The organism is Pseudomonas ogarae (assembly GCF_014268695.2).
Classification (GTDB): Bacteria; Pseudomonadota; Gammaproteobacteria; order Pseudomonadales; family Pseudomonadaceae; genus Aquipseudomonas; species Aquipseudomonas kilonensis.
In genome coordinates this window covers 5,824,300-5,850,822 of sequence record NZ_CP077086.1, presented here as the reverse complement: position 1 = coordinate 5,850,822, position 26,523 = coordinate 5,824,300, and the positions used below count along the sequence as shown (strand labels likewise).

The window sequence follows — 26,523 nt, the reverse complement described above, 5'->3', positions numbered from 1 at the left end:
CTCCTACACTACAGGTATCAGCCAGTGGAGAGAGCGCCCATGATTCCAGGAACCAAGATCCCCCGAGCCCTGATAGTCGTCGCCGAGGGTGTCGACGACTTGCAGGCGGTCACCCTGATCGATGTGCTGCGTCGAGCGCAGATCGAAACCGTGGTGGCGAGCATCGAAGGGCGGCGGATGCTCACCTGCGCCCGCGGCACGCGCCTGACGGCCGATGGCATGCTGGTGGACATGCTCGTGCAGGACTTCGACCTGGTCGTCCTGCCGGGCGGCATCATCGGCGCCCAACACCTGGCGGCCCATCAGCCGCTGCAACAACTGATCAAGGGCCAGGCCGCCACCGGACGGTTTTTCGCCGCCATCGCCGAAGCCCCGGCCCTGGCGCTACAGGCATTCGGCGTCCTGCGCCAGCGGCGCATGACCTGCCTGCCCGCCGTCAGCCAGCAGTTGTCCGGGTGCAGTTTTGTCGATCAACCCGTGGTGGTGGATGGCAACTGCATCACGGCCCAGGGGTCGGCCGCCGCCCTGGCGTTTGCCTTGACGCTGGTGGAACAACTCAGTGGCAAGGGCGTGAGGAGCGTGGTGGCGGCGGAGTTGCTGGCCTGACAGACATCAAGCGTGTTGTGGGAAAGGTTCAATCACAGGCTGCACGCGCCGCTCGGCTTGCCACAAATCGTAGTCGGTCTGGACGCCCAGCCAGACCCTGGCCTTGCCGATCCCGGCACGCTCCAGGCGCACGGCCAGGTCGGGGCTGATGGGCGCATGACCATGCAAGACCCGGGAAAGATGAGGCCGGGCGAAACCCAGGTGTCGCGCCAGTTCGGTGACGGTGATGCCCAGTTCGGGCAGCACGTCCAACCGCAAGGTTTCGCCAGGGTGTGGCGGATTGTGCATGGGCATGTTCCAGCCTCCTGATCAGTGATAGTCCAGATAATCGACCAGTTCGATATCGGACCCGATGAAACGAAAAATAACCCGCCAGTTTCCCGAAACTCCCAGCGACCAGTATCCATCCAGCTCACCTTTGAGCGGATGCAATCGCCATCCGGGAATATCCAAGTCGTTGGCGACCTGCGCCCTGTCCATGAACTGGAGCATACGGGCCAGGCGTTTTCCGTGGTCCGCCCGGATACCACGGGTCGACCCCGTCTCATAAAAGAGCCTGAGGCCTTTGTGCTGGAAAGATTTAATCATGGAATGGAGTGTAAGGCGATACATTACACTCACTGCGGTACATATATACCGCACAGCCTCTTTAAAACCGTGCTTCTTGCATCGCCACAGCATCGCAAATTGCCTTGAACGCTTCGCCTCACCCTGAAGTCGTACCCCTTATGACGGCGGTTTCCCAAAACGCCGCGAGTACGACCAACCGTGAGGTGTTCCATGAGCGCGACCCAGTCCGAAGCGACGTCGGCGTCCTTCGTCCGTCATCCGATCCGCCTGACACTCAATGGTCAGGTGCGTGAGTTGCAAGTGCTGGCCTGGACCACGTTGCTGGACCTGCTGCGTGAGCAACTGGACCTGGTGGGCAGCAAGAAAGGCTGCGACCACGGCCAGTGCGGCGCCTGTACGGTGCTGCGCGATGGCAAGCGGATCAATGCCTGCCTGACCTTGGCGGTGATGTGCGACGGCGCCGAATTGACCACCATCGAAGGCCTGGCCGGTGATGAGGCATTGCATCCCATGCAGCAGGCATTCATCACCCATGACGCGTTCCAGTGCGGTTACTGCACGCCGGGGCAGATCTGTTCAGCGGTGGGGCTGGCCAATGAGGGCAGGGCGCAGACCCGCGCGCAAATCAGTGAACTGATGAGCGGCAACCTGTGCCGTTGCGGGGCCTATACCCACATTTGCGATGCCATCGAAGAGGCGTTGCCGCTCTGCCGGCAACCGGGAGGTGATCAATGAATCCCTTCCAGTACAGCAAGCCCGACACCGTGCAGGCGGCCGTCGATTTGTCGAGCCCGGTTTCCCGCTTCATCGCCGGTGGCACCAACCTGCTGGACCTGATGAAAGAGAACCTGACCCGCCCCGAGCATCTGATCGACATTACCGGCCTGCCTCTGGCGGACCTCAGTGAAACGCCGTCCGGCGGGGTGATGATCGGGGCCTTGGTGAGCAATGCCGACCTGGCCTGGCACCCGTGGATCGAGCGCCGCTATCCGCTGCTGGCCCAGGCCATCCTGGCGGGCGCCTCGCCGCAACTGCGCAACATGGCCAGCACCGGTGGCAACCTGCTGCAACGCACCCGCTGCTATTACTTCTATGACGCGAGCGTACCGTGCAACAAACGCAAGCCCGGCAGCGGTTGCCCGGCCCGGGACGGTTTGAACCGGATCCACGCGATTTTCGGTGCCAGCGATCAATGTGTCGCCACCCATCCCTCCGACATGTGCGTGGCCTTGGCCGCTCTGGAGGCGGTGGTCCATGTCCTGGGTCGGGGCGGGGCGCGGACCATCGAGTTCGCCGATTTCCATCGCCTGCCCGGCGACGCCCCGGAGCGCGATAATCAACTGGCCGATGATGAGCTGATCACCGCCATCGAGTTGCCTGCCGCCGGTTTTGCCGAGCATAGCCACTACCTGAAGATCCGTGACCGCGCCTCCTACGCGTTTGCGCTGGTCTCGGTGGCGGCGGCGCTGGAACTGGATGGGCCGGTGATTCGCCAGGCGCGCCTGGCCCTCGGTGGCGTGGCGCATAAACCGTGGCGCGACCGGGCCGTGGAGAGCTGGCTGGTCGGACAGACCGTCAGCCGCGAAACCTTCACCGCCGCCGCCGATGCACTGCTGCAGCACGCCGAGCCGTTGGTGCACAACGGCTTCAAGATCCGCTTGGCGCGCCGGGCAATTGTCCGCGCCTTGAGCGATGCCGCGTTGGGTGGCGCAGCGCAGGGAGGACACGCTTGATGAACGCTCCGAGCAAATCCATAGGGCAGCCACTCGACCGGGTCGATGGCCTGCTCAAGGTGACGGGCCAGGCCCGTTATGCCGGCGAATACCCCGAGGACGGCTTGCTGCACGGCAGCGTCGTCTCCGGTACGGTCGCCCGTGGTCGCGTATTGCGCATCGATGCGTCCCGAGCCCTGGCACTGCCCGGCGTGGTCGCGGTCATCGACCACACCAACCGGCCGAGGATCGCCAGCTACGACGAACCCTACCAGGATGCCGATGCGGCGGACGGCTCGCCGTTCCGGCCGCTGTACAATGACCAGGTGCTCTACAGCGGCCAGCCCCTGGCTCTGGTGGTGGCGGAAAATCTTGAGTTGGCCCGGTATGCCGGCTCGCTGATAGACATCGAATACGCGGTCGAGGAGCATCAGACCGATCTGATAACCCTGCAAAACGATGCCCATCCAGCACCGACCGAATTACCCAAGCCCCGTGGGAATTTTCAGGGCGAGTACGCCAGCGCCGCGCTCAGTGTGGATGTGTCCTACAGCACGCCGATTGAGCACCACAACCCCATGGAGCCACATGCCTCCACCGTGCTGTATCAGCCTGATGGCAGCCTGCACATCCACGACAAGACCCAAGGCACGCAAAACGGCCAGGCCTATGTGCAAAAAGTCTTCGGGCTCGAGAAAGAGCAAGTGCGAGTGTTTGCCGCGTTTGTCGGCGGCGCCTTCGGTTCCGGGCTGCGCCCGCAATATCAATTGCCGTTGGCCGTGATGGCGGCACTGGCCCTCAAGCGTTCCGTGCGGGTCAGCCTGACGCGCCAGCAGATGTTTACCTTTGGCTATCGGCCGCGAACCCTCCAGCGCGTGCAGTTGGGGGCAGCGGCCAACGGTCGCTTGCTGGCCGTGGCGCACAGCGCCGTCGGCCAGACCTCGCGCTTCGAGGACTTCACCGAGCACGTGGTGGAGTGGAGCGGCATGCTCTATCACTGCGACAACGTCGAGTTGACGTACAAACTGGTGCCGCTGGACGTCTACACGCCCCTGGACATGCGCGCTCCCGGTGCCGCCCTCGGCTTGATTGGCCTGGAATGCGCCATGGATGAACTGGCCTGTGCCCTGGCGATCGATCCGGTCCAATTGCGGTTGATCAACTACGCCGAAAGCAACGAGAACGAAGGCAAGCCGTACTCCAGCAAGGAACTGCGTGAGTGCTATGCCCAAGGTGCCCGTCGTTTCGGCTGGGACAAGCGCAACCCGGAACCGCGCAGCATGCGTGAAGGCCGGCAACTGGTGGGTTGGGGCATGGCCGGCGGCGTGTGGGAGGCCATGCAGCAGAAGGCCAGCGCCCGGGCGTCGCTGGACACCAATGGCAAGCTGACCGTCAGCAGCGCCACCACTGACATCGGCACCGGGACCTACACGGTCATGACCCAGATCGCCGCCGAGGCGTCAGGCGTTTGCCTTGAGAACGTCACGTTTGTCCTGGGGGATTCATCGCTGCCCACCGCGCCGCTGCAGGGCGGCTCGTTCACCGTATCGTCGGTAGGCACCGCCGTACAGCAGGCCTGTGAAGCACTGAAGGAAAAACTCCTGGCCGTGGCCCGTCAGGCGTGTCCGGCCTTCAGTGGCGCGACCCTTGAGCAAGTGACGTTTGTCGATGGTCAGCTGCGACTGGGCGAAGCGAGCGTTGCACTCGCGGAGCTGGCGCAGAAAAGCGGTGAGACGCCATTGCAGGCCCAGGTCACTGCCGAGCCGGATGCAAAACGCCAGGCCTACGCCACGGCCACTCACTCGGCGGTGTTCGTCGAAGTTCGGGTGGACGAAGACCTGGGGACGGTGAAGGTCAATCGCGTGGTCAGCGCCATCGCCGCCGGCCGGGTCGTCAACCCGAAAACCGCCCGCAGCCAGATTCTCGGTGGCGTGGTGTGGGGCGTCGGCATGGCCTTGCACGAAGAAACCCTGACGGACCACGCCCTGGGTCGCCACATGAACCACAACCTGGCCGAGTATCACCTGCCGGTTAACGCCGACATCAGCGACATTGAGGTGATTTTCGTTGAGGAACAGGACGAGATCGTCAATGCGCTCGGGTCCAAGGGCGTGGGTGAAATCGGTATCGTCGGGGTGGCAGCGGCGGTGGCCAATGCGATTTACCATGCCACCGGCAAGCGGGTGCGGGATTTCCCCATCACCCTCGACAAGCTGCTCTAGGCTTTTGCTTCATCCACCGGTTCGTGCATCCGGTCACGGTTGGCCAGGGTCGGGAACAGTTTGATCCAGGTTCCGGTGACCAGCAGCGTGCCGACGCCGCCCATGACCACCGCCGGCACGGTGCCGAACCAGTGGGCGGTGAGGCCGGACTCGAACTCGCCCAACTGGTTCGAGGCGCCGATGAACAGCCCGTTCACCGCGCTGACCCGGCCGCGCATTTCATCCGGTGTTTCCAGTTGTACGAAGGAGGCACGGATCACCATGCTGATCATGTCCGCCGCGCCCAGCACCACCAGCACCGCCAGGGAAAACCAGAACGAGGTGGAGAGGCCGAATGCAATGGTGGCGACGCCGAATACGCCCACCGCCGTGAACATCACCCGGCCGACTTTGCGTTCCACGGCAAACCGCGCCAGCCACAGCGACATCAGCAAGGCCCCGACCGCCGGTGCCGAGCGCAACAGGCCCAGGCCCCAGGGCCCGGTGAGCAGGATGTCCTTGGCGAACACCGGCAGCAGCGCCGTCGCGCCGCCGAGCAACACCGCGAACAGATCCAGGGAGATCGCCCCGAGAATGTCCGGGCGACTGCGAATGAAGCGAATCCCGGCGAGCAACGAATCCAGGGTCGCCTTGCCTTTGTTCAGCGGCGTCTGCCGGGCGGGCAGGTTGAGCATCAGGCCGCAGGCGATGAGGTAAAGCAGCACCGTCGGCCCGTAGACCCAGACACTGCCAAAGGCGTAGAGCAAGCCGCCGAGCGCCGGGGCGACGATGGTGGCCGACTGCTGGGCCGATTGCGCGGCGGCCACGGCACGGGGAAACAGCGCAGCCGGCACGATGCTCGGCAGCAGCGCCTGGGTGGTCGGCATTTCGAAGGAGCGGGCGGCGCCCAGCAGGAAGGCGAGGATGAAGATCATCTCCCGCGTGACGTTGTCAGTGGCGCTGCCGATCACCAGCGCCAGGGCAATCATCGCCTGCAATGACTGGCAGATGGCCGCCACCTTGCGCCGGTCATAGCGGTCGGCCACATGTCCGGTGTGGAGCATGAACAGCACGCGCGGGGCAAATTCCACCAACCCCACCAGGCCCAGGTCCAGGACGTTGCCGGTCAGTTGATAGAGGTTCCAGCCGATGGCCACGGTGAGCATCTGGAAACCGCTGGCGGTGAATATCCGGGCCAGCCAGAAGGCGATGAAGGGACGGTGGTGACGGAGCAGCAGCGGCGCTTGGCTGGGCATCTATGACGGGTCCGGTGATGAAGGCATCGAGATTATCACCGAGCTGTAACTGGAAGTTGCGGTGGCGGAAAAAATAGTTAGCCAAGCATCGATCTTCCACATCGCACCGTTTTTTGTGGCGAGGGGATTTATCTGTGGGAGCAAGGCTTGCCCGCGATGGACGCGACTCGATTTCTGAAAGACCGCATCGCCTTCATCGCGGGCAAGCCTTGCTCCCACATATCCCCTCGCCTCAGTCAGCACTGAGACAACCTGTCACGCGACAAACGACCACGCCGTTCATCGACGAGAATGCGGCTACTCTTTGAGCATTGCTTGATCCAGGTCAATACCTTTCGGGGCGTTGGACTGGCGGCCATCCGGCCAGAGTCCTGCGTTGTGACGGTTATAAAAAGAACGATTTGAAAAGCATCGCACTCCATATCCCTGGAGGCTGGTGCAAGCCCCGCCCGCAGCCGGTTTTACCTGACAGAGGAAGACTTATGTTCGGTTTGGAGGCGCTCGATCTCGCCCGAATCCAGTTCGCGTTCACCATCTCGTTCCACATCCTGTTCCCGGCCATCACCATTGGCCTGGCGAGTTACCTGGCGGTACTCGAAGGCTTGTGGCTCAAGACCCGCGATGACACCTACCGCGACCTGTACCACTTCTGGTCGAAGATATTTGCCGTCAACTTCGGCATGGGGGTGGTGTCCGGGTTGGTCATGGCCTATCAGTTCGGGACCAACTGGAGTCGCTTTTCGGACTTCGCCGGTGCGGTGACCGGGCCGTTGCTGACCTACGAGGTGCTCACGGCGTTTTTCCTCGAGGCGGGTTTCCTGGGCGTGATGCTATTCGGCTGGAATCGCGTCGGCCGCGGCCTGCATTTCTTTTCCACGGTGATGGTGGCGATCGGCACCCTGATCTCGACCTTCTGGATCCTGTCCTCCAACAGCTGGATGCAGACCCCCCAGGGTTACGAAATCATCGACGGCCGGGTGATCCCGGTGGACTGGCTGGCGGTGGTGTTCAACCCCTCGTTCCCTTATCGATTGCTGCACATGTCCACCGCAGCGTTTGTCGCCACGGCGTTTTTCGTCGGTTCGTCGGCGGCCTGGCATTTGCTGCGCGGCCGTGACAACCCAGCCATCCGCCGGATGCTGTCGATGGCGATGTGGATGGCCTTGCTGGTGGCGCCGATACAGGCGGTCATCGGCGACTTCCATGGCCTGAACACCCTCAAGCATCAACCGGCGAAAATCGCCGCCATCGAGGGCCACTGGGAAAACGTCGGCAATGAACCGACCCCGTTGATCCTGTTCGGCTGGCCCGACATGAAGGCGGAAAAAACCAAATACGCCGTGGAAATTCCTTATCTGGGCAGCCTGATCCTGACCCACAGCCTGGACAAGCAGGTGCCGGCCCTCAAGGAGTTCCCGCCTGAGGACCGACCGAACTCGACCATCGTGTTCTGGTCGTTCCGGATCATGGTCGGCCTCGGCTTGCTGATGATTTTCACCGGGCTTTGCAGCCTGTGGCTGCGCCGCAACGATCGGATCTATCAGTCCCGGCCGTTCCTCTACATGGTGCTGTGGATGGGGCCGTCCGGGCTGATCGCGATCCTGGCTGGCTGGTTTACCACGGAGATCGGCCGCCAGCCCTGGGTGGTCTATGGCTTGATGCGCACGGCCGATGCGTCCTCCGGCCATAGCTTCGCCCAGATGAGCATTACCCTGGTGCTGTTCGTCGTGGTGTATTTCGCACTGTTCGGTGCTGGCCTGAGCTACATGATGCGTCTGGTGCGCAAGGGGCCGGAGGCCCACGAAGCCGAGCCGAGCGACGGTGGCCCGGGCCAGAAACGTACGCCGGCCCGGCCATTGTCGGCCGCCGATGACGGCGACGACATCGACCACAACGACCGCTCGAACAAGGGGAATTGAATCATGGGTATTGATCTTCCGCTGATCTGGGCCGTGGTCATCATCTTCGGCATCATGATGTACGTGATCATGGACGGCTTCGATCTGGGGATCGGCATTCTCTTCCCCTTCGTCAAGGGCGAGCGCGACCGCGACGTGATGATGAACACCGTGGCGCCGGTCTGGGACGGTAACGAAACCTGGCTGGTGCTGGGCGGTGCCGGGTTGTTCGGGGCATTTCCGCTGGCTTATTCAGTGGTGCTTTCGGCGCTGTACCTGCCGTTGATCCTGATGCTCATCGGCTTGATCTTCCGCGGCGTGGCCTTCGAGTTCCGTTTCAAGGCCAAGGCTGAGAAGCGCCACCTCTGGGACAAGGCATTCATTGGCGGTTCGCTGACGGCCACCTTCTTCCAGGGCGTGGCGCTGGGGGCATTCATCGATGGCTTCGAGGTGGTCAATCGCCAGTTCGCCGGCGGCTCCCTGGACTGGTTCACGCCATTCACGATGTTCTGTGGCCTGGCGTTGATCGCGGCCTACGCGTTGCTCGGCTGCACCTGGCTGATCATGAAGACCGAGGGCAAGTTGCAAGAGCAGATGCATGACCTGGCCCGGCCGCTGGCGTTCGTGGTGCTGGCGGTGATCGGTATTGTCAGCATCTGGACGCCGCTGGCCCACGCGGACATCGCCGCCCGCTGGTTCACCCTGCCGAACCTGTTCTGGTTCCTGCCGGTGCCGATCCTGGTGCTGGTGACCATGTATGGATTGTTCCGCGCGGTGGCGCGCAATGCCAACTACACGCCCTTCATCCTGACCCTGGTGCTGATCTTCCTCGGCTACAGCGGCTTGGGCATCAGCCTGTGGCCGAACATCGTGCCGCCGTCCATCTCGATCTGGGACGCCTCGTCACCGCCCCAGAGCCAGGGCTTCATGCTGGTCGGCACGCTGTTCATCATTCCGTTGATCCTGGTCTACACCTTCTGGAGCTACTACGTGTTCCGCGGCAAGGTGACCCACGACGATGGTTACCATTGAGGGTGTCGAGCATGGCCAAACCTGACTTGAAAGACATCAAGGCCGCCGAACGCAAGCCACTCTGGCAGCGGCTCGGCTGGCTGGCGCTGATCTGGGCCGGCAGTGTGCTGGCGCTGTTCATCGTCGCCAGCCTGATGCGGATGTTCATGAATGCCGCAGGCCTGACCACTCACTGATGTCTCTGTGGGAGCAAGCTTTTGCTCCCACAGACGATTTATTTGCGGGCTTTGAGGATCACGAATTTCGGCGTGGCGGCCACTTGCTCGACACCGCGGAACAACCGCGCCAGTTTGCTGTGGTAACCCAGGTGCCGGTTGCCGACGATGTACAGCGCGCCGCCCACCACCAACGCTTCGCGAGCCTGCTGAAACATCCGCCAGGCGAGGAAATCGCCCACCACTTGCTGCTGGTGGAAGGGCGGATTGCACAGCACCACGTCCAGTGACTGCGCCTCTTGTCCGGCCAGGCCATCACCGGCCCGCAGGGTCACTTCGCGTTCGCCCAGGGCCGCACGCCAATTCTCGGCTGCCGATTGCACGGCCATATACGACTCGTCCACCAGGGTGTAGTGGGCCTCGGGGTTTTGCAGGGCGCTGGCGATGGCCAGCACGCCGTTGCCGCACCCCAGGTCCGCGACCCGGGCCGTCCCGAGGTTTTTCGGCAGATGAGGCAGGAACGCGCGGGTGCCGATGTCCAGACCCTCGCGGCAGAACACATTGGCATGGTTGAGCAGCTCGATCTTTGGCTCGTCCAGCCAGTAACGCGTGGGGTAGGGCGATACAATCGGCGCACTGTCTTGTGGAGAGCCGGGTTGTGGAGTGGCAATCAACAGCCGCGCTTTTTTTACCGCCAGGGAGGCCTGCACCGGGCCGACATACCGTTCCAACAAATCACCGGCGGCCCGGGGCAGGTGCTTGATCATGGCCCCGGCAATCACCTGGGCACCTGGCGCCAGTTGGCCTTGCAGGCGAATCAGCTGTTCCTCCAGCAAGGCCAGGGTTTTCGGTACTTTGATCAGGACGCGATCAAACGGGCCGGTCAACGGCTCGCTGGCAGGCAGCGTCGGCACCGCATCGAAGGGCCGGCCGTTGCGCACCAGGTTTTTCTCCAGCGCCTGCAGTGCCAGGAAGGAATCACCGCTGCTGGTCACCTCGACTTTGCCGGCCAGGCTGGCCGCCAGCGCGCCGAAGCCGTCATTGAGCACCAGGACCCGAGTCTGCGCGCTCGGCTGTTGTTCGGCCAGGTACGCGAGCAGGTACTCGTCGGCCGCATCGAAGGCTTGCAATGGTTCGTTCTGCTGTTCGGGTTGGCGGATCAGGTCGAGTTGGGCGAAGGGGCTGTCGAGCAGGGGCATGGCTGGGGACTCTGGAGATCAACGAATGTCCCGCTGCCTGGAGGTAGGTGTCTGTGCGGGACCGCCTGAATGAACTGCGTCGCGTGCAAGAAGCGGCATCATCCAAGTGGGACCGTAAATGGTACGTTTTTTTGTTGCACATTACTCGCGGGTTTTTCAGCCCGGCGCTGCTACTCCACTGTTCAGATCACATGGATCTGGGCGGCTTTTGCCACCGCTGAAATCTTATTGCTGACGTTCAGTTTTCGCATGCAACTGCACACGTGGAAATTCACGGTCCGTTCGGAAAGACAGAGAATCCTGCCCACTTCCGACGCCGTCTTGCCTTCGGCAGACCACCTCAACACTTCGATCTCTCTGGGTGAGAGGTGGCATTTGGGCTGGACTGCGAGGGCGTCAGACAGTTTTTTGCTGGCGAGTGCGTGCAGCCTTTGACTGGCGAAGATGGCGTAGCCGAGATTTGCATAGTGCTCCTCGATATCGATGGGGCAATGGCTCCGTGCCAGGCTGAACAGGCTGCACTGTGCCCCACGCTCATCATGAACGGCCTGGGTCCAGCCGTACTTGAGTCCCTGCCGATTAAGTTCTCGCCATAACTTGGGGGCTTGAGCAAAAACAGTCTCATCCCACAAGATGGGGAGTGGTGATTGATTGCAATGTGCTACTAACGGATCGTTCGACGCATAACCATTTTGTTCATAAAGTCTGTCCCATCCATAAGGGTAGTTATTCAGGTTCACCTTACTGGTGTGCTTGTCGGGGCTTCCGAGATAGGCTGCAAATGCGCAATATTCAAATCCCTGATTGTTAAAGAAATTCAGGACCAGACGATAGGCCGTCTGCAGGTCCTTTTCGCAGGATAACTTCCTCAATAACAAGTCCTTCCACTTGTCCATCGCTCTCTCCTGGGTTTGATTCGTCCATGCGGATCCAATCCATGATGCGGAATTTGAGTGTAGGACTATTCTTAATTTGTAGTGAGTTTTTTTTAGTTTACTTACATTTGGAAATGTTTAAGAAGATAAACTTTTTAGTTGGTTATTTTTACATCGATTTTAGGTTTGTATAAGTTAAGTAAAAGATTTTGTTGGTCAGACGCAGCTTGTGGCTAAAGTGCCATCGTTCATCATCGGTGGTGAAGACGCCCGCTTTGCGGGACACTGCAAGTCTTGTCCTATTGGAGTGGCTCATGACCGACAGCGCAGAGAAGTTCACCCGCCAGACCCTGCTCGATGTCCAGCCGTTGACGCCTCATTTGTTTACTTTGCGCACGACCCGGGATCGCGGCTTTCGCTTCCGGGCGGGGCAGTTTGCCCGGCTGGGGGTCTTCAAGGCGGACGGGACCACCGTCTGGCGGGCGTATTCCATGGTGTCTTCGCCGTTCGACGAGTTCCTCGAATTCTTTTCCATCGTGGTTCCCGATGGCGAGTTCACCAGTGAGCTCAGCCGCCTGCAGCCGGGTGACGAACTGTTGGTGGAACGCCAGGCGGTCGGCTATCTGACGCTGGATCGCTTTGTCGATGGACGGGATTTGTGGCTGCTGTCGACGGGGACGGGTGTGGCGCCGTTTCTTTCGATCCTCCAGGATTTTGAGGTCTGGGAAAAATTCGAGCGGATCACCCTGGTCTACAGCGTGCGCGAGGCGCGGGAGCTGGCGTATCAGGACCTGATCAAGGAACTGCCCCAGCGCGACTACCTGGCCGAGTACGCTCATAAATTTCGTTTCATTGCGACCGTCACCCGTGAACAGCATCCGGGGGCGCTCTATGGGCGGATCACCACGTTGATGGAAAATGGCGAACTGGAGCGGGCCGCCGGTATAGCGCTTACGCCGGAGCATTCGCGAGTGATGCTATGCGGCAACCCGCAAATGATCGATGACACGCGCAAGTTGCTCAAGGCCAGGGGGCTGCAACTGAGCCTGACTCGTCGGCCGGGCCAGGTGGCGGTGGAAAACTACTGGTAGGTTGTGGCGAGGGGATAAATCCCCTCGCCACCGGGGCTGTCAGTGACTGCCCGCCTCAGGGCCGCTCGTTCTGAGCCTTGAGCAGGTCGCGAATCTCACCCAGCAGCAGTTCTTCCTTGGTCGGAACCGGAGGCGCGCTGGGGGCTACGGCTTCTTCGCGCTTGAGGCGGTTGATGGCTTTGACGCCCATGAAAATGGCGAACGCCACAATGATGAAGTCGATGGTGCTCTGGATGAATTTACCGTAGGCCAGCATAACGGCAGGCGCCTCACCCTGGGCGGCCTTGAGGGTGATGGCCAGGTCACTGAAGTCCACTCCACCAATCAGCAGGCCGATCGGAGGCATGACCACGTCGCCAACGAATGACGAAACGATTTTGCCGAAAGCGGCACCGATGATGATCCCGACGGCCATGTCGACGACATTGCCTTTGACCGCGAAGGCCTTGAACTCGCTTAGCACGCCCATGAGTTATTCCTTGTGACAGATTAAAGATGAGTGGCAGTGTAAGTCAGCGTAACGAGTCTTGCTCGAAACACCGACTTACAAAGCTTCAGTTATCGACCCGGTCCCGGGTGAAAAGTTTTCAAAGTGCCATCAATCGCGCGTGATACGCGGTTTCAGCCTGGCGCCCCACAACGTTTTTTCTATCGACACGGTACGGCATTTCTATTTAGGTTTTCCTTTTCCGAGCACTAGCCTCTGGATGGCGCACATGGATGCGCTCTATAACATCAGAGGAACACGCCTATGAACACTTCCCTTGGCCACGGGGCTTATTCCCATCGCCGCGTTTTTTTTGTGCTGACCGCGAGCCTTTTGTCCTTGTCTGTCAACGCGGCCACCCTGACCCGGGACAACGGTGCGGCTGTCGGCGACAACCAGAACTCGCAAACGGCTGGCCCCAACGGCCCGACCCTGCTGCAAGACGTGCAGTTGATCCAGAAGCTCCAGCGTTTTGACCGTGAACGTATCCCCGAGCGCGTGGTGCATGCCCGTGGTACCGGCGCCCATGGCACATTCACCGTTTCCGACGACCTCAGCGACCTGACCAAGGCCAAGGTCTTTGCCGCAGGCCAGGTCACGCCGGTGTTCGTGCGTTTTTCTGCCGTGGTGCACGGCAATCATTCGCCGGAAACCCTGCGCGATCCCCGTGGTTTCGCCACGAAGTTCTACACCGCCGACGGCAATTGGGACTTGGTAGGTAACAACTTCCCGACCTTCTTCATCCGCGATGCCATCAAGTTTCCGGACATGGTCCACGCCTTCAAACCCGACCCGCGGACCAACCTGGACGATGATTCACGCCGCTTCGATTTCTTCTCCCATGTACCAGAATCGACCCGCACCCTGACCGAGTTGTATTCCAACTCCGGGACACCGGCCAGTTACCGCGAAATGGACGGCAATGGTGTACATGCCTACAAACTGGTTAATGCCAAGGGTGAATTTCACTACGTGAAGTTTCATTGGAAAAGTTTGCAGGGCTTGAAAAATCTCGATCCGAAAGAAGTTGTGAAAGTTCAGGGTCAAGATTACAGCCATATGACAAATGATCTGGTGACTCATATTAATAAGGGCGACTTCCCGAAGTGGGACTTGTACGTCCAGGTACTGAACCCACAGGACCTTGCCAAGTTTGACTTCGACCCACTGGACGCGACCAAGATCTGGCCGGGCGTGCCTGAGCGCAAAGTCGGGCAAATGGTCTTGAATCGCAATCCGGCGAATGTCTTCCAGGAAACCGAGCAGGTGGCCATGGCGCCGGCCAATCTTGTACCGGGTATCGAACCTTCCGAGGATCGTTTGCTCCAGGGGCGAGTATTTTCCTACGCCGACACGCAGATGTACCGGATAGGCGCCAATGCCCTGCAATTGCCGATCAACGCCCCCAAGGTGGCGGTGAACAACGGTAACCAGGACGGTGCGATGAACCCAGGCAGCACCAGCACCGGGGTGAATTATCAGCCGAGCCGCCTGACGCCGCGTGAAGAACCGCAAGCGGCACGCTACAGCCAGACTGCGCTGACCGGCAGTACCCAGCAGGCGAAGATCCAGCGCGAGCAGAACTTCAAGCAGGCCGGTGATTTGTATCGTTCGTTCAGCAAGAAAGAGCGTGATGACCTGATCGACAGCTTCGGCGGCTCCCTGGCGACCACCGATGACGAGAGCAAGCACATCATCCTGTCGTTCCTCTACAAGGCTGACCCTGAGTACGGCACTGGCGTGGCTCGTGTCGCCAAAGGCGATCTGGCCCGGGTCAAGGCCCTGGCGGAAAAACTGACTGACTGATCCACAGCCAGGCAGGTGCATGACCTGTGGGAGCAAAGCTTGCTCGCGATACAGGCGCTGGGGTCTGAAACCAGACCGAGTTGCCTGCATCGCGGGCAAGCCTTGCTCCCACAACATGCCCCCACAGCCATCTGCCAGAGGAGACGTCATGATGCGCAGATTACTTTTATCGATGCTTGCGACCTGGTCACTGAGTGTACTGGCCGATCAGCCGATACCCATCGAACCGGCTGCGGTCCAGGAACAGTTGCAAAACTATTATTTCGACGCCGCTCGCCGCGGCGACGTGCCGATGCTCGAGACCTTTATCGAGGCCGGTTATTCCCTGGATACCCGGGATGAGAAGGGCTACACCGCGCTGATTCTGGCGGCCTATCACGGCCACGGCCCAGCGGTGGAACGGCTGCTGGCTGCAGGTGCCGATGCCTGTGCCCAGGATAAACGTGGCAACACGGCGTTGATGGGCGCCATTTTCAAGGGCGAAGTGCAGATTGCGCGGCGTTTGTTATCCACCGATTGCAGCCCGGACCAACGCAACGGTGCCGGGCAGACCGCGGCGATGTATGCCGGCCTGTTCAAGCGTGGCGAGTTGCTCGATGCCTTGAAGGCCAAGGGCGCCGATCTGCAGGCCCAGGACCCGTTGGGCAATACTGCGGTGGATCTGGCGAAGGGTGAAATCAGAATGCCGGCCCCGCGCTAGTGGCCTGTGTGGCCAGTTCTGTCAGCCCAACTTCGGCGCCAGAAGCCCATATCCTGCGTTGCTGTTCCTCGCCATAGCGGGCTATGACTCGTCACAGCGCCTTGGCTATGAACTTCTGGCATCCGAATTTGAGCTAACGAACTGGCCGTACAGGCCACCGACTGGGCTATCATCGCGGTTTTTACCCCGGAGTTCAGATGGCCAAGGCAAAGCGCATGTACGGCTGCACCGAGTGCGGCTCGACCTTTCCCAAATGGGCCGGCCAGTGCAGCGAATGCGGGGCCTGGAACACCCTGACCGAAACCATGGTGGAAAGCGGCGGTGCAGCGGCGCCCACCGGTCGTACGGGTTGGGCCGGTCAGCAGACGCAGATCAAGACCCTGGCCGAAGTCAGCGTCGAAGAAGTCCCGCGTTTTTCCACCGCATCCGGTGAACTGGACCGCGTGCTGGGCGGTGGCCTGGTGGACGGTTCGGTGGTGCTGATCGGCGGCGATCCGGGCATCGGCAAATCCACCATCCTGCTGCAAACCTTGTGCAGCCTCGCCACCCGCATGCCGGCGCTGTATGTCACAGGTGAAGAATCCCAACAGCAGGTCGCCATGCGCGCCCGGCGCCTGGGCTTGCCCCAGGACCAGTTGCGGGTCATGACTGAAACCTGCATCGAAACCATCATCGCCACGGCGCGCCTGGAAAAACCCAAGGTGATGGTGATCGACTCGATCCAGACCATTTTCACTGAACAGCTGCAATCGGCCCCGGGCGGCGTGTCCCAGGTGCGCGAAAGCGCGGCGCTGCTGGTGCGCTACGCCAAGCAGAGCGGCACGGCGATTTTCCTGGTGGGCCACGTCACCAAGGAAGGCGCACTGGCGGGGCCGCGCGTGTTGGAGCACATGGTCGATACCGTGTTGTATTTCGAAGGCGAATCCGATGGTCGCCTGCGTTTGCTGCGGGCGGTGAAGAACCGCTTTGGTGCCGTGAACGAACTGGGTGTGTTCGGCATGACCGACAGAGGCTTGAAAGAAGTCTCAAACCCTTCGGCGATCTTTCTGACGCGTGCCCAGGAAGAAGTCCCCGGCAGTGTGGTCATGGCGACGTGGGAAGGGACCCGGCCGATGTTGGTCGAGGTGCAAGCGCTGGTGGACGACAGCCATCTGGCGAATCCGCGCCGGGTCACCCTGGGCCTGGATCAGAATCGGCTCGCCATGTTGCTGGCGGTGCTGCATCGACACGGTGGGATTCCGACTCACGACCAGGACGTGTTCCTCAACGTCGTGGGCGGGGTCAAGGTGCTGGAAACCGCGTCCGACCTGGCGTTGATGGCGGCGGTCATGTCCAGCCTGCGCAACCGGCCGCTGCCCCACGACCTGTTGGTGTTCGGCGAAGTGGGGTTGTCGGGCGAAGTGCGGCCGGTGCCCAGTGGGCAGGAGCGGCTCAAGGAAGCGGCCAAGCACGGTTTCAAACGCGCCATCGTGCCCAAGGGTAACGCGCCGAAGGAAGCGCCGGCGGGGTTGCAGATCATAGCGGTGACGCGCCTGGAACAGGCGTTGGATGCGTTGTTCGAATAGCACTGGCAGTTGCACAAGGAAGGCATGTGGGAGCAAAGCTTGCTCGCGATGCAGGCGACTCGATTTTGAAGGACCGCATCGCCGCCATCGCGGGCAAGCCTTGCTCCCACAGAATCCCCTCGCCGCAAGGGACCGGGCAGTTCAAATCTGGATCAACGCCGCCAACTCCCGCTCCAACTCGTCATGGTCGCCCACATTCAGCTCTACCAGCCGGCGTAGGTGTGCGATGGAGTCCAGGTCGATATGCTCGCAGGCGAAGCCCAGGTGACCATGGTCATCATGGGCCAACCGAACTTCCATTTTGATCTCAGCATCAGGGCTCAAATGAATATCGGCCATGAAGGGGCGGTCGATATCGCCAAGCCAGGGTTCGGGTTTCTTGATCAACAACCCCTTGAGGGACAGATCCAGCAACTCTACCGGCCAGATGAACGGACCCTGGCTCAGCTCGGTCCTGGCATGGAAGTCAACTCGTACGAAGCGGCGACGTTCGCTCATTACGCATTCCCTCTGAAGATTCACTGACTATAGACCCAACTGACGGGGCATCGTCACCGTTCGGCCGCAGACAGACGAATGTCAGGTATGGCCTTTGCCCGGGTTAGCGCTAAACTCCTGTGGCTATCTTTCTTGTCCACCCTGGCTGGAATATAAAAATGAAAAATAATAATAGCCTGCTGCGCCATCTACCCTGGCTACTGCTGGCCGTCGTAGGAGCGTGCGCCCTGGGCGTCGTGGCATTGCGTCGAGGCGAGGCGATCAACGCCTTATGGATCGTCGTCGCAGCCGTGGCCATCTACCTGGTCGCCTACCGCTACTACAGCCTCTTCATCGCCAACAACGTGATGCAACTCGATGCGCGCCGGGCCACCCCCGCCGTGCTCAACAACGATGGCCTGGACTATGTCCCGACCAACAAACACATTCTGTTCGGCCACCACTTCGCGGCCATTGCCGGCGCGGGGCCGCTGGTCGGGCCGGTGCTGGCGGCGCAGATGGGCTACCTGCCCGGCACGCTCTGGCTGATCGCCGGCGTGGTGCTGGCCGGTGCGGTGCAGGACTTCATGGTCCTGTTCCTGTCCACCCGCCGCAACGGGCGTTCCCTGGGTGACATGGTGCGCGAGGAAATGGGCCGCATCCCTGGCACCATCGCGCTGTTCGGCTGCTTCCTGATCATGATCATCATCCTCGCGGTGCTGGCGCTGATCGTGGTCAAGGCCCTGGCCGAGAGCCCGTGGGGGATCTTCACGGTGATGGCGACCATCCCGATCGCGATGTTCATGGGCATCTACATGCGCTACATCCGCCCGGGCCGCATCGGTGAAATCTCGATCATCGGCGTACTGTTGCTGCTGGGTTCGATCTGGCTGGGCGGGCAAATTGCTGCCGATCCGGTCTGGGCCAAGGCCTTCACCTTCACCGGGATCCAGATCACCTGGATGCTGATCGGCTACGGCTTTGTCGCGGCGGTACTGCCGGTGTGGCTGATCCTGGCGCCGCGGGACTACCTGTCCACATTCCTCAAGATCGGCACCATCGTCGCCCTGGCGATCGGCATCCTGGTCACCATGCCCGAGCTGAAAATGCCGGCGCTGACCCAGTTCACCGACGGCACGGGACCGGTGTGGAAGGGCGGTCTGTTCCCGTTCCTGTTCATCACCATCGCCTGTGGCGCGGTCTCGGGTTTCCACGCACTGATCTCCTCGGGCACCACGCCCAAGCTGCTGGATAACGAAACCAACGCCCGCTACATCGGTTACGGCGGCATGCTGATGGAGTCCTTCGTGGCGATCATGGCCATGGTCGCCGCCTCGGTGATCGAGCCAGGCGTGTACTTCGCCATGAACAGCCCGGCGGCGATCGTCGGCAGTGACGTGGTGTCCGTGGCGCAGACCGTCAGCAGCTGGGGCTTTGCAATCACCCCCGAGGCGCTGCAAGCGGTGGCCAAGGACATCGGCGAAACCACCATCCTGGCCCGTGCCGGCGGTGCTCCGACCCTGGCGGTCGGCATCGCGCAGATCCTGCACTCGGTGCTGCCGGGTGAGAACACCATGGCGTTCTGGTACCACTTCGCGATCCTGTTCGAAGCGCTGTTCATCCTCACAGCAGTGGACGCCGGCACCCGTGCCGGGCGGTTCATGCTGCAGGACTTGCTCGGCTCGTTCGTGCCTTCGCTCAAGCGCACCGAATCCTGGCCAGCCAACCTGATCGCCACCGCCGGCTGCGTCGCGTTGTGGGGTTACTTGCTGTACCAGGGCGTGATCGATCCGCTGGGTGGCATCAACACCTTGTGGCCGCTGTTCGGCATCTCCAACCAGATGCTGGCCGGTATCGCCCTGATGCTCGCCACCGTGGTCCTGATCAAGATGAAGCGCCAGCGCTACGTCTGGGTCACGCTGCTGCCGGCGAGCTGGCTGCTGATCTGCACCACCACCGCGGGCCTGATCAAGCTGTTCGACGCCAACCCGGCGATCGGCTTTTTGGCCCTGGCACGCAAATACAACGATGCCCTGGCCGCCGGCCAGATCCTGGCCCCGGCCAAGAGCATCGAGCAGATGCAGCACGTGGTGTTCAACGCCTACACCAACGCGACGCTGACGGTGTTGTTCCTGTTCGTGGTCTTCAGCATCCTGTTCTACGCGCTCAAGGTCGGCATCGCCGCCTGGGGCACCAAGGAACGCACGGACAAAGAAGCGCCATTCCAGGCCCTGCCAGACGCTTGATAGAGGATTGCAACGATGTTCAATGACTTGAGTCGCCTGGGTAAATACCTCGGTCAGGCCGCCCGCCTGATGGTCGGCATGCCCGACTACGACAACTACGTCGAGCACATGCAAACCAAGCACCCGGACAAGCCGATGATGGACTACGAAGCGTTCTTTCGTGAACGCCAGGAGGCCCGTTACGGCGGCAAGGGTGGGCCCAAGTGCTGTTGAGTTGAGCTAAACCCCTTGTGGGAGCGGGCAAGCCCGCTCCCACAGTTGTTTTGGGGTGTTCTCAAGATTTGCATACGCCACAAATCCCTTGTGGGAGCGAGCCTGCTCGCGATAGCGTCGGATCAGCAGTATTGATGTTGACTGACTCAGCGCTATCGCGAGCAGGCTCGCTCCCACATTGGTTTGTGCTTTTCTTTAATTTCGAAACAGGAGAATCATGTTGTCCTCTCCCATCCCGGTCACCATCCTCAGCGGCTTCCTCGGCGCCGGCAAGACCACGCTGTTGCGCCATCTGCTCAAGGCCGAGCACGGCCTGAAAATCGCCGTGATCGAGAACGAATTCAGCGATGCCGGCATCGACACCCAACTGCTGGGCGACGAGCCGGTGCAGGTCATGACCCTGGCCAACGGTTGCGTGTGCTGCACCATTCACACCGACCTGACCAAGGCCCTGTACCTGTTGCTCGAGCGGCTGGACAGCGGCGAGATCGCCTTCGACCGCCTGGTGATCGAATGCACCGGCCTGGCCGACCCGGCCCCGGTGGCGCAGACGTTCTTCATCGACGAGGACCTGCGCGAGCGCTATATCCTCGACGGCATTCTTACGCTGGTGGATGCCGCTCACGCCGAGATCCACCTGACCCAGGCCATCGCCCAGGCCCAGGTCGGGTTTGCCGATCGCCTGCTCTTGAGCAAGACCGACCTGGTGGACGCGGCCCAGGTCCAGGCCCTTGGCGAGCGCCTGACGCGCATCAACCGGCGGGCGCCGATCAGGGTGGTCGAACATGGCAAGATCGATCTGGCCGAGCTGCTCGATATTCGTGGCTTCAATCTCAATGCGGACTTGGGCGCAGGGTTCAGCCTGCGACCGGTCGGCAAGGCCACCCCGGGTGATCGCATCAGCAGTTTGGTTCTGCGTACCGACAAGGCGCTGGATATCGACAAGCTCAGCGAGTTCATGAATCAGTTGCTGGAAGAGCACGGCAAGCAATTGCTGCGCTACAAGGGCGTGCTGAACATCGCCGGCGAACCCCGTCGGCTGGTGTTCCAGGGCGTGCTCAAGTTGTACGGTTTCGATTGGGACACCGAATGGGCCCCCGGCGAAGCCCGGGAAAGCGTTATCGTGTTCATCGCCGATGAGCTGCCCGAAGAGAAGATCCGCGCCGGCTTCGAAGCCGCGCTACTTTGACAGTGTGGCGAGGGGATTTATCCCCGTTGGGCTGCGCAGCGGCCCCAAACCAGGCAACTCGGTGTGCCAGGAAGATTGAGTTAACTGCTTTAGGGCCGCTGCGCAGCCCAGCGGGGATAAATCCCCTCGCCACAACCGCTATGCGACCAACAGTTTTTGCTCCAGATGGTCCAGGTGCTCGTCCATCAGCCGCACCGCTTCGTTGACGTTGCGGCCTTCCACGGCGTCGACGATTGCCAGGTGTTCCTGCCAGGCGCAGTGCCGGCGGGACTTGATCTCGTGTCGCGCCAGGGCCAACGAGGTCAACGGCACCAGGCTGCCGAGAAATTGCATCAACGGCGCGTTGCCGGCCATGGCCGCCAGTTGCAGGTGAAACTCGCCGGACAGGCGTATCGCCGGGCCACGCTCACCACGATCCAGGCACTGGCGTTCGTGCTCCACCAGATCGCGCAGCTGTTGCAAGTCCTTGGGCTGCGGCGCCTTGCAGGCCAGGCGCACCAGGGTCTGCTCGGCCAGCCGGCGAGCGTGGAGGATCTGCCGGGTCTGCTCCAGGTCTGGCGCGGCGACTTGTGGCCGGTGGTTGGGCCGCAGGATCACCACTTGCTGATGGGACAGGCGCGCCAGGACGCGGCGAATGATGCTGCGGCTGACGCCGAACACATCCCCCAGGCTTTCCTCGGTGAAGCGGCTGGCCGGGGCAATGCGTTGTTCGAGTATGGCGTCGAAGATCCGCGGATAGATATCGTCCACCGACGGCTTGCCGACCCGGCCGGGTAGGGGCAGTGTGGCCAGCACGTTGTGGTTGTGCTGGGGTTGATGGGGCATGAGGTTGTTCATGGCGGTCTCCGCAGGCAAGGGCTCAGGTGCCGAGGTTGTCGTCCGGAATATTCAATTCGATGCCCATGCGCTGGCCTTCCCGGAGAATGTGCCGGCGCATCTCGGCGCTGGCCTGGGCGCTGTTCTTGCCCCGGATGGCACGGACCACGGCTTCGTTCTCTTCCAGGCGTTCGGCCAGGTGCTCGGGGGAGTTGCGCAACACATCGGCGCTTTGCTTGAGGGCGTTACTGGTCTGCTGGACCACGTTCTGGAAGATCGGGTTGGACGTCAGGGCAAACAATTCTTCATGGAAGGCGATATAGGCGTTGGCGCAGGCATCGCTGTCGTTGGCTTCCAGGGCTTCGCGCATGTCCATGAGGGTCAGGCGCAACTGGCCGACCTCCTTGCTGCTGATGGACTGGGCCACAAGGCCAACGATGAACGGCTCCAGGGTGTAGCGCAGTTGCAGCAGGTCTTCCAGGCTCGCGCCGGCCATGGCGCTGCCTTCACCGGCAGCATCGTTGAGATGGGCCTCCAGCACCACGACGCCTTTGCCGGGCATCGAGCGCACCAGTCCCAGGGTCTCCAGGACAATCACCGCTTCACGCAGGCTGGGTCGGCTGATGCCCAGTTGCTCGGCCAGCTCGCGCTGGCCGGGCAGCATGTCACCCGAGCGCCATTGGCCCCGGGCGAGGGCGGCGCGGAGTTTCTCCACCACGGAATTGACGACGGTCGATGAACTGATCACATGTGACTCCTTGAAAATCGATCAGGCGATGCCGGTTCGCGGGCCGGCATCGCCGTCTTTCAGAATTGCTGGTGATGGGCACTGCCCACCGGTTTCCTGGGTTGGAAGGTATAGCCTTGTTGGCCGGACAGCACCTTGCGCGCCCGAGGGATGTCGATGTCTTTTTCCCAGCGGGCAATCGCCACGGTGGCCACGCAGTTGCCAATCAGGTTGGTCAGGGCGCGACCGATGCCCATGAACCAGTCCACGGCCAGCACCAGCACCAGGCCGACCACCGGTATTGCCGGGATCGCGGTCAGCGTCGCTGCCAGGATCACCAGCGCCGAGCCGGGAATCCCATGGGCGCCCTTGGAGGTGATCAGCGAGACCAGCAGAATGGTCAACAGGTCGCTCATGGCCAGCGGTGTGCCGGTCGCGTTGGCAATGAAGACAATGGCCAGGGTCAGGTAGATCGAAAAACCATCCAGGTTGAACGAGTAGCCGGTGGGAATGACCAGGCCCACGGTGGAGCTGCCGATTCCCAGGTGTTCGAGCTTGCGCATGATCTGTGGCAGCACGGCGTCGGACGACGCGGTGCCGAGTACGATCAACAACTCTTCGCGCAGGTATTTGAGGAATGGCAGCATCGGCAGGCCCGACACGCGCATCACCACGCCCAGGATCACCGCGACAAACGCGATGCAGGTCAGGTAGAACAGGCCGACGAGGCTGCCCAGGTGCTGGAGCGACTCCAGGCCATATTTGCTGGTGGTGAAGGCAATGGCTCCGAAGACGCCGATCGGGGCCAGGCGCACGATCATGCCCATGATGCGGAAGATCACGTGGCTGAGTTCGTTGATCAGGCGCGAAATGCCGGAAGCGGCGTCACCGACGAGATTCAACGCACTGCCGAACAGCACGGCAAACAGCAGCACCTGGAGGATGTTGTTTTCCGCGAACGCGCCGATCACCGATGTTGGGATCAGGTTCATCAGGAACTGGGTGGTGGTGACCATGTGCTGGCCGCGCTGGGCGATATCGTTCACGTCCGCGCTGGAGAGCTGCTCCAGGTGGATGTTCGCGCCGCTGCCAATGCCTGTGCTGAAAGCAAGGACCAGACCGATGACCAGGGCGATGGTGGTGAGTATTTCGAAGTAGATGACCGACTTGAGGCCGATGCGCCCGACCTTCTTGAGATCGCCGGCACCGGAGATACCACTGACCACCACGCAGAACACGATCAGGCCGATGAGCATCTTGATCAGCTTGATAAAGCCGTCGCCGAGGGGTTTGAGCTGTGCAGAATATTCGGGAAGGGTAAGCCCGCAGACGATGCCGAGCACCAGTCCGAGGACAACTTGAAGGAAGATCGACCGCGAGCACCATTTGAGCATGGGAGGGATTCCTGGTTCGGTGTCCTTGTTCGCCAGGGAGGCTGGCGTCGGGACTTCATTATTGTGGTCTTACCGGTTTGTCCAGTGCAGGCGCAGTCTAGGCGCTGTTTTCGCGGGTATGCAAGCCGGATTGTGACGATTTGGCTTGACCGGTCTTACCAGTTGGGGCGAAAGCCCTGTGCTTGAGCGTTTTCTTGGCCAGAAAAAATATTGCCAGTTGCCTAAGCGAGTCAGTTAAGTGAGAACCCAAGACTGTGGCGAGGGTTGTCCCTGTCTTACATATGTTCTACGGGTATTCGTCTCAAAGGATGCTCAGAATAAATGTCGCTTTTGACTGTTCTTCTGTCTCGGCAAGATAAAGATAAGACGAGCCGCGTACCCGTAATCCCCCGACATATTTCTTATTGCCTGTCATGAGCGAGATAGGGACATGGCGGGTCTTGATGTTCTTGCGTGTGATGATGTTGTGCTGATGATCGAGTAGTCTGAAAAGAGTCGGGTTGCGAGTGTTTGGATCACTTGCCCCAAACACTTCAAACCAGCTTTTACTGAGCAGTTTGTTGTAGTGCTCGCCGGTGTTTTTTATGGTCAGGAGATAGCCACCCGCCGTATGCCGGAAATGCAGCCGCAATGGCTCGCTGCGCGCGCCCTGGTCTTCGGCGCGCATGCCAAGCAGGTGTGAGTGATCCTGGGTTTGGGGTTTGCCGGTAAAGAATCCACCGCTGAATGCACTGATGGTCGCCATCGCGGGTTTGCCATGCAGCCTTCCCAGTAGATTTACGCGAGTATTTAACATGCTGAGTATTGCATTAAAGGATTGTTCACTGTCCATGTGAATAAGCGTCCTGTTTTGAGTAGTTAAGTTCAGGGGGCAGGAGGATCGTATGGCTTTATTAATTACGTGTGGAGTTTTCTGTATTGCAGAAAATTAAGTGTCGAATGGTGTTAGTTGTTTTGCCCTGTTTTCCAGGGGCAATAAAAAAGGCCCGCATCTTTCGATGCGGGCCTTCTTGGCTAGGCTCTGGCGGGCTAATTAAGCGCCGTAGACCGGCAGCTTCTTGCAGATCGCCTTGACCTTCTCACGCACGGCGTCGATGACCGCTTCGTTGTTCAGGTCCGCCAGGATGTCGCAGATCCAGCCAGCCAGTTCCTTGCACTCGGCTTCCTTGAAACCGCGAGTGGTCACGGCTGGGGTACCGAAACGCAGGCCCGAGGTGACGAACGGAGAGCGTGGGTCGTTTGGCACCGAGTTCTTGTTGACGGTGATGAATGCCTTGCCCAGCGCCGCGTCGGCGTCTTTGCCGGAGATCTCTTGCTTGATCAGCGACAACAGGAACAGGTGGTTTTCAGTACCGCCGGACACCACGTCGAAGCCGCGCTCGATGAACACGCCGGCCATGGCCTTGGCATTCTTCACCACTTGTTGCTGGTAAGCCTTGAACTCAGGTTGCAGGGCTTCCTTGAAGCAGATCGCCTTGGCTGCGATCACGTGCTCCAGCGGGCCACCCTGGGCGCCCGGGAAGACGGCGGAGTTCAGCTTCTTCTCGATGTCGGCATTGGCGCGCGCCAGGATCAGGCCGCCACGTGGACCGCGCAGGGTCTTGTGGGTGGTGGTGGTGACCACGTCGGCGAATGGCACCGGGTTCGGGTAGACGCCAGCGGCGACCAGACCGGCCACGTGGGCCATGTCGACGAACAGGTAGGCACCGACCTTGTCGGCGATCTCGCGGAAACGCGGGAAGTCGAGGATCTGGGAGTAGGCGGAGAAACCGGCCACGATCATTTTCGGCTTGTGCTCGAGGGCCAGGCGCTCGACTTCGTCGTAGTCGATCAGGCCGTTGCCGTCGATGCCGTACTGGACGGCGTTGTACAGCTTGCCGGAGGAGGAAACGCTGGCGCCGTGGGTCAGGTGACCGCCGTGGGCCAGGCTCATGCCCAGGATGGTGTCACCGGCCGACAGCAGCGCCAGGTACACGGCGGAGTTGGCTTGGGAGCCTGCGTGCGGCTGGACGTTGGCATAGTCGGCACCGAACAGTTGCTTGGCGCGGTCGATGGCCAGTTGCTCGACCACGTCGACGTACTCGCAACCACCGTAGTAACGCTTGCCCGGGTAGCCTTCGGCGTACTTGTTGGTCAGTACCGAGCCTTGAGCTTCCATCACCGCGGGGCTGGTGTAGTTTTCCGAAGCGATCAGCTCAATGTGCTCTTCCTGGCGCTGAGCTTCTTGCTCCATGGCGGCAAAGAGATCGGCGTCGTACTTGGCAATAGTCAAATCACGGCTGAACATGGCGGTCCTCAAGGATCGGGG

General features: G+C 61.1%; 26 protein-coding genes. 14 read left to right on the top strand and 12 right to left on the bottom strand.

Features of this window, described 5'->3' with window-relative positions; all coding sequences use genetic code 11:
- Nucleotides 1-39: 39 nt before the first annotated feature.
- Entirely contained in the window at nt 40-606 is a 567-nt protein-coding gene (locus HU749_RS25855) for a DJ-1 family glyoxalase III (protein WP_186651566.1), read from the top strand.
- Between the two features lie 6 nt (nt 607-612).
- Here HU749_RS25855 and HU749_RS25850 read toward each other — a convergent pair whose 3' ends face one another.
- Together HU749_RS25850 and HU749_RS25845 are read right to left on the bottom strand one after the other, a co-directional pair.
- Nucleotides 613-900, bottom strand: coding sequence for a HigA family addiction module antitoxin (locus HU749_RS25850; protein ID WP_014340315.1), 288 nt, complete (start codon nt 898-900; stop codon nt 613-615).
- A gap of 15 nt (nt 901-915) precedes the next feature.
- Nucleotides 916-1,194, bottom strand: a complete 279-nt coding sequence (locus HU749_RS25845) for a type II toxin-antitoxin system RelE/ParE family toxin (protein WP_024618210.1) — start codon at nt 1,192-1,194, stop codon at nt 916-918.
- Between the two features lie 192 nt (nt 1,195-1,386).
- On the opposite strand from HU749_RS25845, the gene HU749_RS25840 reads away from it, so the two are divergent.
- The 3 genes from HU749_RS25840 to HU749_RS25830 are packed head-to-tail and all read left to right on the top strand — an operon-like array spanning nt 1,387 to nt 5,110.
- Nucleotides 1,387-1,911, top strand: coding sequence for a (2Fe-2S)-binding protein (locus tag HU749_RS25840; RefSeq protein WP_014340313.1), 525 nt, complete (start codon nt 1,387-1,389; stop codon nt 1,909-1,911).
- Nucleotides 1,908-2,909 (top strand): FAD binding domain-containing protein, encoded by a 1,002-nt coding sequence (locus HU749_RS25835; protein ID WP_186651564.1) that lies wholly within the window; start codon nt 1,908-1,910, stop codon nt 2,907-2,909. Before HU749_RS25840 ends, HU749_RS25835 begins: the two co-directional genes overlap by 4 nt.
- On the top strand, nt 2,909-5,110 hold the full coding sequence (locus HU749_RS25830) for a xanthine dehydrogenase family protein molybdopterin-binding subunit (protein WP_186651562.1): 2,202 nt from the start codon (nt 2,909-2,911) through the stop codon (nt 5,108-5,110). The genes HU749_RS25835 and HU749_RS25830 overlap by 1 nt, the downstream gene beginning before the upstream one ends.
- Here HU749_RS25830 and HU749_RS25825 read toward each other — a convergent pair.
- Nucleotides 5,107-6,345 (bottom strand): MFS transporter, encoded by a 1,239-nt coding sequence (locus HU749_RS25825; RefSeq protein WP_014340310.1) that lies wholly within the window; start codon nt 6,343-6,345, stop codon nt 5,107-5,109. The two genes, HU749_RS25830 and HU749_RS25825, sit on opposite strands and share 4 nt — an antisense overlap.
- A 482-nt stretch (nt 6,346-6,827) precedes the next feature.
- On the opposite strand from HU749_RS25825, the gene HU749_RS25820 reads away from it, so the two are divergent.
- The 3 genes from HU749_RS25820 to HU749_RS25810 are packed head-to-tail and all read left to right on the top strand — an operon-like array spanning nt 6,828 to nt 9,451.
- Nucleotides 6,828-8,264 carry a cytochrome ubiquinol oxidase subunit I gene (locus HU749_RS25820; RefSeq protein ID WP_046065181.1) on the top strand — a complete coding sequence of 479 codons (1,437 nt, stop codon included), beginning with the start codon at nt 6,828-6,830 and terminating at the stop codon, nt 8,262-8,264.
- Nucleotides 8,265-8,267: 3 nt separating this feature from the next.
- Nucleotides 8,268-9,275 (top strand): cytochrome d ubiquinol oxidase subunit II, encoded by a 1,008-nt coding sequence (cydB, locus tag HU749_RS25815; RefSeq protein ID WP_018606753.1) that lies wholly within the window; start codon nt 8,268-8,270, stop codon nt 9,273-9,275.
- A gap of 11 nt (nt 9,276-9,286) precedes the next feature.
- Complete coding sequence (locus tag HU749_RS25810) at nt 9,287-9,451, top strand: DUF2474 domain-containing protein (RefSeq protein WP_186651560.1); 165 nt, start codon at nt 9,287-9,289, stop codon at nt 9,449-9,451.
- A gap of 38 nt (nt 9,452-9,489) precedes the next feature.
- Here the strand turns inward: HU749_RS25810 and HU749_RS25805 are convergent, their stop codons facing one another.
- On the bottom strand, nt 9,490-10,629 hold the full coding sequence (locus HU749_RS25805) for a methyltransferase (RefSeq protein WP_079302696.1): 1,140 nt from the start codon (nt 10,627-10,629) through the stop codon (nt 9,490-9,492).
- A gap of 182 nt (nt 10,630-10,811) precedes the next feature.
- Complete coding sequence (locus HU749_RS25800) at nt 10,812-11,525, bottom strand: autoinducer binding domain-containing protein (protein ID WP_046065179.1); 714 nt, start codon at nt 11,523-11,525, stop codon at nt 10,812-10,814.
- A gap of 293 nt (nt 11,526-11,818) precedes the next feature.
- Here HU749_RS25800 and HU749_RS25795 point away from each other — a divergent pair, with 293 nt between their 5' ends.
- Entirely contained in the window at nt 11,819-12,595 is a 777-nt protein-coding gene (locus HU749_RS25795) for a ferredoxin--NADP reductase (protein WP_186651558.1), read from the top strand.
- 55 nt (nt 12,596-12,650) lie between these two features.
- On the opposite strand, the gene mscL is transcribed toward HU749_RS25795, so the two are convergent.
- Nucleotides 12,651-13,064: a large-conductance mechanosensitive channel protein MscL gene (mscL, locus tag HU749_RS25790; protein WP_014340304.1), complete on the bottom strand. Its 414-nt coding sequence runs from the start codon at nt 13,062-13,064 to the stop codon at nt 12,651-12,653.
- A 282-nt stretch (nt 13,065-13,346) separates the two neighbouring features.
- Here mscL and katB point away from each other — a divergent pair, with 282 nt between their 5' ends.
- The 3 genes from katB (at nt 13,347) to radA (ending at nt 17,153) form a co-directional block, all read left to right on the top strand.
- A complete protein-coding gene (gene katB, locus HU749_RS25785; protein WP_186651556.1) occupies nt 13,347-14,888 on the top strand; it encodes a catalase KatB in 1,542 nt (513 codons plus the stop codon).
- 151 nt (nt 14,889-15,039) lie between these two features.
- Entirely contained in the window at nt 15,040-15,588 is a 549-nt protein-coding gene (locus HU749_RS25780; protein WP_079303434.1) for an ankyrin repeat domain-containing protein, read from the top strand.
- Nucleotides 15,589-15,785: 197 nt separating this feature from the next.
- Nucleotides 15,786-17,153 (top strand): DNA repair protein RadA, encoded by a 1,368-nt coding sequence (gene radA / locus HU749_RS25775; protein ID WP_186651554.1) that lies wholly within the window; start codon nt 15,786-15,788, stop codon nt 17,151-17,153.
- Nucleotides 17,154-17,294: 141 nt separating this feature from the next.
- Here radA and HU749_RS25770 read toward each other — a convergent pair whose 3' ends face one another.
- Nucleotides 17,295-17,651 (bottom strand): PilZ domain-containing protein, encoded by a 357-nt coding sequence (locus tag HU749_RS25770; RefSeq protein WP_079302693.1) that lies wholly within the window; start codon nt 17,649-17,651, stop codon nt 17,295-17,297.
- Nucleotides 17,652-17,809: 158 nt separating this feature from the next.
- Between HU749_RS25770 and HU749_RS25765 the strand changes: the two genes are divergently transcribed.
- The 3 genes from HU749_RS25765 to yjiA all read left to right on the top strand — a co-directional run bounded on the left by HU749_RS25765 (nt 17,810) and on the right by yjiA (nt 21,278).
- Nucleotides 17,810-19,876: a carbon starvation CstA family protein gene (locus HU749_RS25765; protein ID WP_217870557.1), complete on the top strand. Its 2,067-nt coding sequence runs from the start codon at nt 17,810-17,812 to the stop codon at nt 19,874-19,876.
- 15 nt (nt 19,877-19,891) lie between these two features.
- Nucleotides 19,892-20,089, top strand: a complete 198-nt coding sequence (locus HU749_RS25760) for a YbdD/YjiX family protein (protein WP_003182142.1) — start codon at nt 19,892-19,894, stop codon at nt 20,087-20,089.
- A gap of 220 nt (nt 20,090-20,309) precedes the next feature.
- The gene (gene yjiA, locus HU749_RS25755; RefSeq protein WP_046065068.1) at nt 20,310-21,278 is read left to right on the top strand and encodes a GTPase; all 969 of its coding nucleotides are present in this window, start codon (nt 20,310-20,312) and stop codon (nt 21,276-21,278) included.
- Between the two features lie 138 nt (nt 21,279-21,416).
- On the opposite strand, the gene HU749_RS25750 is transcribed toward yjiA, so the two are convergent.
- The 5 genes from HU749_RS25750 to glyA all read right to left on the bottom strand — a co-directional run bounded on the left by HU749_RS25750 (nt 21,417) and on the right by glyA (nt 26,502).
- Nucleotides 21,417-22,115, bottom strand: a complete 699-nt coding sequence (locus tag HU749_RS25750; RefSeq protein ID WP_437127825.1) for a GntR family transcriptional regulator — start codon at nt 22,113-22,115, stop codon at nt 21,417-21,419.
- A 22-nt stretch (nt 22,116-22,137) separates the two neighbouring features.
- Entirely contained in the window at nt 22,138-22,842 is a 705-nt protein-coding gene (locus HU749_RS25745; protein ID WP_014340296.1) for a FadR/GntR family transcriptional regulator, read from the bottom strand.
- 59 nt (nt 22,843-22,901) lie between these two features.
- On the bottom strand, nt 22,902-24,215 hold the full coding sequence (locus HU749_RS25740) for a C4-dicarboxylate transporter DctA (RefSeq protein WP_046065064.1): 1,314 nt from the start codon (nt 24,213-24,215) through the stop codon (nt 22,902-22,904).
- Between the two features lie 301 nt (nt 24,216-24,516).
- Entirely contained in the window at nt 24,517-25,047 is a 531-nt protein-coding gene (locus HU749_RS25735; RefSeq protein ID WP_186652359.1) for a hypothetical protein, read from the bottom strand.
- Between the two features lie 201 nt (nt 25,048-25,248).
- Nucleotides 25,249-26,502 (bottom strand): serine hydroxymethyltransferase, encoded by a 1,254-nt coding sequence (glyA, locus tag HU749_RS25730; protein ID WP_018601030.1) that lies wholly within the window; start codon nt 26,500-26,502, stop codon nt 25,249-25,251.
- Between the last annotated feature and the right edge of the window lie 21 nt (nt 26,503-26,523).

Excerpts from the sequence above, each read along its gene's own strand:
- HU749_RS25740 (WP_046065064.1), bottom strand. The coding sequence starts at position 24,215 with ATGCTCAAATGGTGCTCGCGGTCGATCTTCCTTCAAGTTGTCCTCGGA.
- HU749_RS25855 (WP_186651566.1), top strand. The coding sequence starts at position 40 with ATGATTCCAGGAACCAAGATCCCCCGAGCCCTGATAGTCGTCGCCGAG.
- HU749_RS25840 (WP_014340313.1), top strand. The coding sequence starts at position 1,387 with ATGAGCGCGACCCAGTCCGAAGCGACGTCGGCGTCCTTCGTCCGTCAT.
- HU749_RS25770 (WP_079302693.1), bottom strand. The coding sequence starts at position 17,651 with ATGAGCGAACGTCGCCGCTTCGTACGAGTTGACTTCCATGCCAGGACC.
- HU749_RS25750 (WP_437127825.1), bottom strand. The coding sequence starts at position 22,115 with ATGAACAACCTCATGCCCCATCAACCCCAGCACAACCACAACGTGCTG.
- HU749_RS25820 (WP_046065181.1), top strand. The coding sequence starts at position 6,828 with ATGTTCGGTTTGGAGGCGCTCGATCTCGCCCGAATCCAGTTCGCGTTC.
- HU749_RS25765 (WP_217870557.1), top strand. The coding sequence starts at position 17,810 with ATGAAAAATAATAATAGCCTGCTGCGCCATCTACCCTGGCTACTGCTG.
- HU749_RS25780 (WP_079303434.1), top strand. The coding sequence starts at position 15,040 with ATGCGCAGATTACTTTTATCGATGCTTGCGACCTGGTCACTGAGTGTA.
- HU749_RS25795 (WP_186651558.1), top strand. The coding sequence starts at position 11,819 with ATGACCGACAGCGCAGAGAAGTTCACCCGCCAGACCCTGCTCGATGTC.
- radA (WP_186651554.1), top strand. The coding sequence starts at position 15,786 with ATGGCCAAGGCAAAGCGCATGTACGGCTGCACCGAGTGCGGCTCGACC.
- HU749_RS25850 (WP_014340315.1), bottom strand. The coding sequence starts at position 900 with ATGCCCATGCACAATCCGCCACACCCTGGCGAAACCTTGCGGTTGGAC.
- HU749_RS25810 (WP_186651560.1), top strand. The coding sequence starts at position 9,287 with ATGGCCAAACCTGACTTGAAAGACATCAAGGCCGCCGAACGCAAGCCA.
- HU749_RS25835 (WP_186651564.1), top strand. The coding sequence starts at position 1,908 with ATGAATCCCTTCCAGTACAGCAAGCCCGACACCGTGCAGGCGGCCGTC.
- HU749_RS25825 (WP_014340310.1), bottom strand. The coding sequence starts at position 6,345 with ATGCCCAGCCAAGCGCCGCTGCTGCTCCGTCACCACCGTCCCTTCATC.
- HU749_RS25845 (WP_024618210.1), bottom strand. The coding sequence starts at position 1,194 with ATGATTAAATCTTTCCAGCACAAAGGCCTCAGGCTCTTTTATGAGACG.
- HU749_RS25805 (WP_079302696.1), bottom strand. The coding sequence starts at position 10,629 with ATGCCCCTGCTCGACAGCCCCTTCGCCCAACTCGACCTGATCCGCCAA.
- HU749_RS25800 (WP_046065179.1), bottom strand. The coding sequence starts at position 11,525 with ATGGACAAGTGGAAGGACTTGTTATTGAGGAAGTTATCCTGCGAAAAG.
- cydB (WP_018606753.1), top strand. The coding sequence starts at position 8,268 with ATGGGTATTGATCTTCCGCTGATCTGGGCCGTGGTCATCATCTTCGGC.
- HU749_RS25760 (WP_003182142.1), top strand. The coding sequence starts at position 19,892 with ATGTTCAATGACTTGAGTCGCCTGGGTAAATACCTCGGTCAGGCCGCC.
- HU749_RS25830 (WP_186651562.1), top strand. The coding sequence starts at position 2,909 with ATGAACGCTCCGAGCAAATCCATAGGGCAGCCACTCGACCGGGTCGAT.
- mscL (WP_014340304.1), bottom strand. The coding sequence starts at position 13,064 with ATGGGCGTGCTAAGCGAGTTCAAGGCCTTCGCGGTCAAAGGCAATGTC.
- katB (WP_186651556.1), top strand. The coding sequence starts at position 13,347 with ATGAACACTTCCCTTGGCCACGGGGCTTATTCCCATCGCCGCGTTTTT.
- HU749_RS25735 (WP_186652359.1), bottom strand. The coding sequence starts at position 25,047 with ATGGACAGTGAACAATCCTTTAATGCAATACTCAGCATGTTAAATACT.
- glyA (WP_018601030.1), bottom strand. The coding sequence starts at position 26,502 with ATGTTCAGCCGTGATTTGACTATTGCCAAGTACGACGCCGATCTCTTT.